This is a genomic window from Paenibacillus sp. HGF5, assembly GCF_000204455.1.
GTDB lineage: Bacteria > Bacillota > Bacilli > Paenibacillales > Paenibacillaceae > Paenibacillus_AQ > Paenibacillus_AQ lautus_A.
The window spans coordinates 21,486-30,360 of record NZ_AEXS01000149.1 but is presented as its reverse complement, the minus strand read 5'-3'; the positions used below and the strand labels follow the sequence as shown (position 1 = coordinate 30,360).

The following is an 8,875-nucleotide window of genomic DNA, read 5'->3' as shown; positions in this document are numbered from 1 at the left end:
ATCCATGATTCAGGCAGTTGCAGACGATGAGGAACGCGGTGCACTTGGCATGCACTACACGAGCGTACCCAACATTCTGAAGGTGCTCAATCCTTTATTTTTGGATGATTTGCGAGAGCAACTTGATGCAGCAGGAGACAACCCTCGTATGTTGCTCAACCTGCGCAAACGTCTATCAAAGATTCGTGTTTTTGATCCAGCTTGCGGCTCAGGAAACTTCCTGGTCATCGCCTACAAGCAGATGCGGGAGATTGAAAACACTATTAACGCGCGACGCGGCGAACTCGGGCGTGAGAGTGACATACCTTTGACAAACTTTCGTGGCATCGAACTTCGAGACTTTTCAGCAGAGATTGCGCGTCTTGCCCTTATCATTGCCGAGTACCAGTGCAATGTACTTTATCGTGGGCCAACACTCGCTCTTGCTGATTTTTTGCCGCTCTCTTCCGACAACTGGATTACTTGCGGCAATGCTCTGCGACTGGACTGGCTTAGTATTTGCCCACCGACTGGAACAGGTGTGAAATTCCATGCCGATGATCTTTTCAGCACGCCATTGGATCAAGTGGGGATTGACTTCGAGAATGAAGGCGGTGAGACGTATATTTGTGGAAATCCGCCATATCTTGGCTCTGTCCTTCAGTCTAACGAGCAAAAGTCGGAGCTTGAGGAAATCTTCGGAGCCCATACTAAGGGGTGGAAATCCTTAGATTATGTTGCAGGTTGGTTTTTTAAGGCTTCAGAATATGGAACCTTCACTGATACTGGAATTGCATTTGTAGCAACAAACTCGATATGCCAAGGAGAACAGGTTCCCATTCTTTGGCCTTTGATCTTTGGTTTAGGACATGAAATATCATTCGCATATCGATCATTTAATTGGTCCAATCTGGCGAGTAATAATGCAGGGGTGACCGTTGTAATTGTTGGTCTAAAAAAAGGCATTCATGGTAAACGCAAGTTATTCGATGTCGATGTAGATGGGTCAGATATAGTCAGGCAGACAGACAACATCGGACCATATTTGGTGCCCGGGCCTAATACTGTCGTCGAGCCAACGTCACAACCAATCTCATTCATTTCAAAAATGTTGCGCGGAAACTTACCAAACGACGGCGGTTATCTCCTGCTTACTAAGGCAGAAGCAGAAACAATTCTTTCTGAATGGCCTGGTTCTAGCAAATTTATTAGAAAGTTTATCGGTGCAAAGGAGTTTACCAATTCTACTCATAGATACTGTATTTGGATAGAAAATTCTGAGGTATCAGAGGCAAAACTCATCAAACCTATTCTGGAAAGGATTGATGCTGTTAAAAGGACACGGTCCGTAGGTGGGAAGCAAGCGCGTGATCATATGGATTCGCCGCACCGATTTGTATTCGCTCCCCATAGGCAGGGTATGGCGATCGCCGTCCCAGCGATTACATCAGGAAATCGTGACTATCTACCTGTTGGACTAGTCACAGAAGACACAATTGTTGGTGCAAAGTGCTATGTCATGTATGATGCCCCTATCTGGAGCATGGCCTTGATCGCTTCTCGGCTGCATTGGGTCTGGATCGGTACTGTTTGTGTGAGGCTCCGAACAGACTTTTCCTACTCCAATACGCTCGGTTGGAACTCCTTTCCCGTTCCTAGGTTAACCGAGAAGAACAAGGCTGATCTCACTCTATGCGTTGAGGATATCTTGCTGGCGCGAGAGAATCATTTCCCAGCGACGATTGTGGAGCTTTACGATCCGAATAACATGCCCGACGACCTACGCGCAGCGCATGAGCGTAACGATGAGGTGCTGGAACGCATCTATATTGGCCGCCGTTTTAGAAATGATACGGAGCGGCTGGAAAAGCTATTTGAACTCTACACCAAGATGACAACATCAACGCAACAGACGAAGAGAAGAAAGAAGGGGCAAACCAATGATAACTGGAAATAAATTAATCCCTACCATTTCTGTGTCTTACGCTCGTAACGGAAATTCCACCAAATCCAATGAGCTGGGAATGCGAACTATGCAGGAACGTGCCTATGAACGGCGCGGCGAGCAGTACCTACTTATTAAGTCACCACCGGCATCTGGCAAGAGCAGGGCATTGATGTTCATCGCTCTTGACAAGCTTCAGAATCAAGGGCTCAAGCAGGCAATTATAGTGGTCCCAGAAAAGTCAATCGGTTCGAGCTTCAACGATGAGCCGCTGAGCCAGTTTGGCTTTTGGGCCGACTGGTGTGTAGAGCCGAAATGGAACCTTTGCAACGCACCTGGCTCTGACAACGGTGGCAAGGTTAAATCAGTTGGTGCGTTCCTTGAAAGCAACGATAAAGTACTGGTTTGTACACATGCCACCTTTCGATTCGCGGTTGATGCATATGGAGTAGAGGCATTCGATAACAGGCTGATTGCCGTGGACGAATTCCATCACGTTTCTTCGAACCCAGACAATAAGCTAGGTTTGCATCTTGGTCAGTTTATCGCTCGCGATCATGTGCATATTGTTGCGATGACTGGTTCCTATTTCCGTGGCGATGCTGAAGCGGTGCTAGCTCCGCAAGACGAGTCAAAGTTTGACACGGTCACTTACACGTATTACGAGCAACTTAATGGCTATGAGTATCTGAAACAACTAGATATCGGCTACTATTTCTACTCTGGTTCATACACAGATGACATTCTTAAAGTGCTAGACTCGTCTGAGAAAACAATCATTCACATCCCGAATGTCAACTCTCGTGAAAGTACCAAAGACAAGATCAGAGAAGTAGAGCACATCATTGAGGTACTTGGGGAATGGCAAGGTACTGACCCTGTAACTGGCTTTCAGTTAGTTAAGACGTCAGATGGTAGAATTCTTAAGATTGCCGACCTGGTAGATGACGATCCGACCAAACGTGACCGGGTATCTACTGCATTGAAAGATCCTGCCCATAAGAATAATCGCGATCATGTGGATATCATTATCGCTCTTGGCATGGCGAAGGAAGGCTTTGACTGGATATGGTGTGAGCATGCACTTACAGTTGGCTATCGGGCGAGTCTTACTGAGATTGTACAGATCATCGGCCGAGCTACCCGTGATGCGCCGGGAAAGACCCGTGCTCGATTCACCAATCTGATTGCTGAGCCAGACGCTTCAGAGGAGGCGGTAACCGAGGCGGTGAACGATACCCTTAAAGCCATTGCTGCCAGCTTGCTCATGGAACAGGTTCTTTCACCTCGATTTGAGTTTAAATCGAAGCATTCAGCAAGTGGTCCGGTAGAAGGGTTCGACTATGGAGATGAGGGCTATGATCCAGAAAAGTGTAATGTAGGCTTTAACCATGAAACAGGACAAATGCAGATTGAAATCAAAGGTCTCTTCGAGCCGAAGAGCGAGGAGGCTGCACGCATATGCCGAGAAGACCTAAATGAAGTCATTGCGACATTCGTTCAGGACAAAAACACTATCGAACGAGGCATGTTTGATGAGGAAATGGTGCCGGAAGAGTTGACGCAGGTTCGTATGGGCAAAATTATTAAAGAAAAGTATCCAGAGCTTGACACTGAGGATCAGGAAGCGATTCGTCAGCACGCCATTGCCGCTCTTAACTTAACACAACAAGCAAAGCAGACTGCGACGAAGAACACTGAAGGGAGCAATGAGCCGGCTGCCAACACAGCACTTATCGATGGGGTTCGAAAGTTCGTAATGGACGTTCGTGAACTGGACATCGATCTCATCGACCGCATTAATCCATTCAGCGAAGCGTATGCAATTCTATCCAAGGCATTAAGTGAGGATAGCCTAAAACAAGTTGCAGCTGTCATTGCGGCAAAGCGCGTAAGTATACCTTATGAAGAAGCCAGAGCACTGACTGAACGGGCTGTTCAATTCAAAAAAGAGCGGGGACGACTGCCGGATATAAACTCGCAAGATCCGTGGGAAAAGCGAATGGCTGAAGGAGTTGCAGCCTTACAGCGCTATTCCACGCAGCAGAAGGCTGCTCAAGTTAGCGGAGGGGGAGTATAAATGTCTAACCTTTCTGATGATGATCTTCTCCGGGAACTTGGTGTTGAGTATGAAGTAGCAAGGGTACGCTCTTACACGCCGCGTGAAGAGCGCATCATTGCAGGCTTTGAAGAAATCCAGCAATTTGCCAAAAAGCATGGTCGCATCCCGCAACATGGTGAAGAGAATGACATTTTTGAGAGACTATATGCAGTGCGGCTTGATCGACTGCGTGCACAGGAGGATTGTCGAGCTCTTCTTGCTTCGCTAGATAGCCAAGGATTGCTAAGTGAGCAAGAGACTAAACAGATCGATCCAGTGACCACATTGGACGATGATGAGCTCCTTGCCGAACTTGAAGGAATCCTCGCCACTTCAGACATTACAGAGTTACGCCATGTTCGCTCTCAAGTCGAAATACGAACCGCCGAGGAAATTGCGAATCGTGAGAAATGTAAAGATTTTGCTCAATTCCAACCGCTGTTTGAACAGGTTGAGAGGGAACTTAAATCCGGAGATCGACAGACGCGTCCATTCGGTAAGGATGCGAGCATTAATACAGGGAACTTCTTTATCTTGGGGGGGCAACTTGTCTACGTGGCTGAGAAGGGGGAGGAATTTAAGGCTCCTAATGGTCATCCTGATGCACGACTTAGAGTCATCTATTCTAACGGTACCGAGAGCAATCTTCTGCTCAGATCCTTACAGCGTGCGTTATACAAAGACGAGGCTGGACGTCGATTGACTGATCCAATTAATGGAGAATTGTTTAGCGCAGATTGGGAAGACGACGACATCCTGAGTGGAACTATCTACGTGCTCCGAAGCTTATCGGATCATCCTTTTATTGCGGAACATCGTGAGCTAATTCATAAGATTGGTGTAACCGGAGGAAAAGTTGAAACTCGCATCGCCAATGCTGCTCATGATGCCACATACCTGCTGGCAGAGGTAGAAGTTGTAGCAAGCTATAAACTAGCTAGTGTCAATCGCACGAAGTTGGAGGGAATTTTCCACCGTATCTTCGCACCGGCTCAGCTTAAAATTACTATTCATGATCGCTTTGGCCACCCTGTATCTCCGAAAGAATGGTTTCTCGTGCCACTAAATGTAATCGACGAAGCAGTAAGTCGTATTCAGGATGGTTCGATTATCAATGTGGTATATGATCCTAAGACCGCCAGTTTGGTCGAACGTTTGTAGTAGAAGTTCCGTTCCAAATTGCTGTTGCATTAATTTATTTATGAAGTATCCCCTGATGGGTGTACTTTATTCTTTGTGAAGACTTATATAGCCCGATGTTCTCAAATGCCTTCTATAATAAAACCAATCGACCCAAATAATCTTGTGTGACTTATGTGAGGGAACTCGCCGTCTACTGGATTTCTTTGGGATAAACTAAAAGGAGAACGGCCATTATGGCGTTCTCCCTTGTTGTTTTATGGGATATTAGGGCATGTTTCCGAGCAATTTTCTAACTTATACAAAGTCTCTCAGTCCGATGTGGATCGGGGTTATTTTAGTGTTGATTCAACCAAGCAAAAAAACTTGATTAAGTCTTGAAGATTATCTTGATAAAAACTTGTATCTGATATAAGATCTAAACATAAACTGGAAGGAGGATGCGATGGATGGATAAAAATTACCAAGAGATTCTCGATCAGCTTTTTAAAACAGACCCTGAGATACTAAGAACTCGTTTGAGAGATCTAGAAATTGAGCGCAAAATCTTACTATCTGTTTTAGAAAAAGATAATATCTCGCTCAAATCTCAAAGTTCGCCTAGCTACGAATCTCCTGTTGAAACTTATGCAGATTCATCAGAAGATAATGAGATTCTTGGGGAAGCCGTTCTTACGGATGCAGATTTATCTTATAATAATTTACGATTTAAAATTAAATCGAACATTGCCAAAAATTTGCCGACAAATGGAACAGTCAAGATTGTTTATAAAGATATATCCATTGAAGGGACGATTCCACCGTCAGTAAGAGGACGTATTAATGGCGTCCACTTATATAAGAAATTCCCTGATTTATTTAAAGTAGGATCTAAACTGAATGTTAAATATTCAAAAGCTGATCGCACACTGAGTGTTGTAAGTATTGAAAACTAAATGAAAATGAGGGGGGAATCTGATGGAAAAATGGGGATCCTTTTAGAAGCAAACATTCTACAAAAACAGGGCTGTATAAGAAAGGCGTTGATGGACTATAATTTGTTTCCCCCTGGCATTTACGATCTACAAAACATTTACGATACCTGGACACGTACAAATACCAACGAAGGGGCAGCCGCGGCAGCTCCTTTAGCATTTTTGCCGATAGACCCGTTAAGCTGAACCATATCATAAGTGACGGCGAAATTTTAAGGTGAGCTTACTGCTGTTGTTGTGGTAGTTAATAGCTATTTGTTTTTAACTGATTATATTAGGAGCGATAATTCCAATGGCCGATCTAATAATCTCAGATAACAATGTCCCTATCGAATCGACGGAGAACCCAATTGTATTCATATCTGATTTGCATTTTGATTATACGAAAAGAAAATTCAAGGCAAAAGCAGCTTCGCAAATGAAAAGCGATTTTATTTCCTTTATAAAGGAACGGTATGCTGACAGCATATTATGCTTGGCAGGAGATTATTTTGATAGCTATAAAAAGACACTGTCATTTGTGAAAGAGCTAGAGGAAAAACAAATAGTGGGTTTTTTCGTGCTTGGAAATCACGATTACTGGAACAACGGTACAAAGAGTTATATGGATATTATCAATCTGTTTATTGATGAAACGCAAGGTAATCAATATTTCAAGTTTCTTGTTACTGGCCGAAAATACTATTATAACGATATTTGTGTTATTGGAGATACTGGTTGGACGAGTTTTCGGCGTGGAAAGCGCCAAGTAACGCTGAAGCAGTTTATGAGTCTCCCGATGCCAAAAAAGTAAAGGATTTTAGCCCTAAAAAGATTATAGCTTTACACGATGAGTGGGTGTCTTTCACTAATGATGTATTAAACAAAGAAGAAAAAGTATTGATAGTTACCCATTTCCCTATGATTGATTTCACGAAAGAAGATAAAGACTGCTGGTGGAGTTCAACAACTGAACTCAAAGGTGACAATAGTTGGCGAATATTCGGACACACCCACATAAGTGAACAGCAATACAACAATATTTCATCACAGCGTGGATACAACAATATGGATGCGAAAAATTTAGAACGAAAAAGGATTAAGCAGTACTATCCCCATCACTTCGGATAATTGGAAAAATCCGTTCACCAACATAGCATTATTGCTTCGAGTGATTTTGAGTCGATATCAAATTTCACTCTTCTATCGTTGTGTCGAACGCCCAAAATGAATTGGTATTAGTTTCAACTGTAAAACGAAGAGGGTATAGGAGGTGCGCTGCAAACAAGCATAATTTTGCAGTTCTCGCCAATTCACCAGAAGCTTATCTTGAAAGTGTAAAAGAGATAACTAATGGGTATTTAAGCAATACATATATTGGATATACTTTTTCTGGTCGTATATCCAGGCGAGTGGTAAAAGCTATCTATCACTCAATTGCAATTATAGAAAGAGGAGATTTTTCAGACATACGAGCCTTTATTACTGCTGCTGTAATAACTGGATATGTTTTTAACAGAATGCCCTTACTTATTGAAGGAATGCGTCCATTGGATGACTACGATATAGTGAGATTTTGGCTAATGCTATTGACTATAAAGCATTACGGAATTGACTTGGAGTCAATATATACTATGCGAAGTGACAAAAAGAACCATATCACATTTTTCAACGTTGATATGTATTTGCCTGCAGTAAACGACTTGTCGCTCAATGCAGATGAGGTACAATTGTTGATGCAGAAAACGCCGTTGCTGCCTCGTCCCTAAAGCACATGATAATATTTCAATTAATAAGAATAGAGCAATACATTTTCTTTTCTTAGCTCGTATAAACGCATCATAAACTTGATGAAAGGAAATGATTACATGGGCTAACAGGCTCCGTTCATTTAGACTACATTAACTACCCGCATGTTGTAGATGGAGCGATTTTCAGTCGATTAGATTAGTTGGGGATAGTGCCATATGTGACGGCGAAAAAATTTGGGTGTAAGAGAGCTTTGAAAGTTGTGGACAGTGAGGCAGAATCTTTAGAAAGGATCCCTTTTGAGGTGGGCTCAAGGGGGAGGGACAAAAACCGGAACAGAAATCGCAGAGCGTCCCATTCAATCAGGAATAGGAGCAACCATGGAAACATGTAACCTTCTCAGATATTATTAAACGTTGGCGAAAAGAAGAAGGATTACTAGAAAGCTAAATCTAAGTTAGGGATGCTCTTGCATTTCTTTTTAGTTTTCACATGTATTTAGTGAGTGTAGAAATGATTATGAGTATGGAGTAGCTGGTTGGTATATACTTGATTTAAAACAACTGCTTCATTCTGAAGCGCGATGGCGGTTATGGTGTTAAGGGAATATTCGCCATTACCCCCGTTAAGCTGAACCGAACACAAATAGTGTGAGCATTTTGCTGGGCAAGGCTTTTTTTAGGTCCATTCCTTTTCTTCGGATTTTGCTGCAGCGCCTTGCTTGCTGGAAAGGCCGCACCCTTATTACAACGTCACGCGGAAAAGGGAGAGATTTCATATACATTAGTAGCGGAATTCGGAGAAAATTGGACCAAAAAAGGCTAAAATCGCCAGATAACGATTTTAGCCTCTTTGACTTTGGGTATGGCAATGCATACAATGAAAAATGGGACAGAAGTATTCCTATGTCCGTTCGGTAGGTTTCTCAATGTGGGACATTGAGATTACATACTTAATATAACTATCCGTTTCCTTCACGATGAATCTATACTAACAGATTTCAGTCAT

General features: G+C 43.1%; 6 protein-coding genes. All 6 read left to right on the top strand.

The features are described from left to right. Window positions 1-1,936: class I SAM-dependent DNA methyltransferase (locus HMPREF9412_RS33015; protein ID WP_009594348.1), on the top strand; the 1,936-nt coding region annotated here is incomplete at its 5' end. Then, on the top strand, window positions 1,920-4,004 hold the full coding sequence (locus tag HMPREF9412_RS23770; RefSeq protein ID WP_009594325.1) for a DEAD/DEAH box helicase: 2,085 nt from the start codon (window positions 1,920-1,922) through the stop codon (window positions 4,002-4,004). The genes HMPREF9412_RS33015 and HMPREF9412_RS23770, both read left to right, overlap by 17 nt. Beyond that, window positions 4,005-5,186 (top strand): GIY-YIG nuclease family protein, encoded by a 1,182-nt coding sequence (locus HMPREF9412_RS23765; RefSeq protein ID WP_009594341.1) that lies wholly within the window; start codon window positions 4,005-4,007, stop codon window positions 5,184-5,186. A 428-nt stretch (window positions 5,187-5,614) separates the two neighbouring features. Further along, window positions 5,615-6,100: a hypothetical protein gene (locus HMPREF9412_RS23760; RefSeq protein WP_009594342.1), complete on the top strand. Its 486-nt coding sequence runs from the start codon at window positions 5,615-5,617 to the stop codon at window positions 6,098-6,100. 331 nt (window positions 6,101-6,431) lie between these two features. After that, on the top strand, window positions 6,432-6,932 hold the full coding sequence (locus tag HMPREF9412_RS23750) for a metallophosphoesterase (protein ID WP_009594331.1): 501 nt from the start codon (window positions 6,432-6,434) through the stop codon (window positions 6,930-6,932). Further along, window positions 6,857-7,249, top strand: a complete 393-nt coding sequence (locus HMPREF9412_RS32650) for a hypothetical protein (protein WP_139084071.1) — start codon at window positions 6,857-6,859, stop codon at window positions 7,247-7,249. Before HMPREF9412_RS23750 ends, HMPREF9412_RS32650 begins: the two co-directional genes overlap by 76 nt. Window positions 7,250-8,875 lie beyond the last annotated feature (1,626 nt).

What these genes read in the sequence shown, in the direction of transcription:
- HMPREF9412_RS23770 (WP_009594325.1), top strand. Translation starts at nt 1,920, where the DNA reads ATGATAACTGGAAATAAATTAATCCCTACCATTTCTGTGTCTTACGCT.
- HMPREF9412_RS23750 (WP_009594331.1), top strand. Translation starts at nt 6,432, where the DNA reads ATGGCCGATCTAATAATCTCAGATAACAATGTCCCTATCGAATCGACG.
- HMPREF9412_RS23765 (WP_009594341.1), top strand. Translation starts at nt 4,005, where the DNA reads ATGTCTAACCTTTCTGATGATGATCTTCTCCGGGAACTTGGTGTTGAG.
- HMPREF9412_RS23760 (WP_009594342.1), top strand. Translation starts at nt 5,615, where the DNA reads ATGGATAAAAATTACCAAGAGATTCTCGATCAGCTTTTTAAAACAGAC.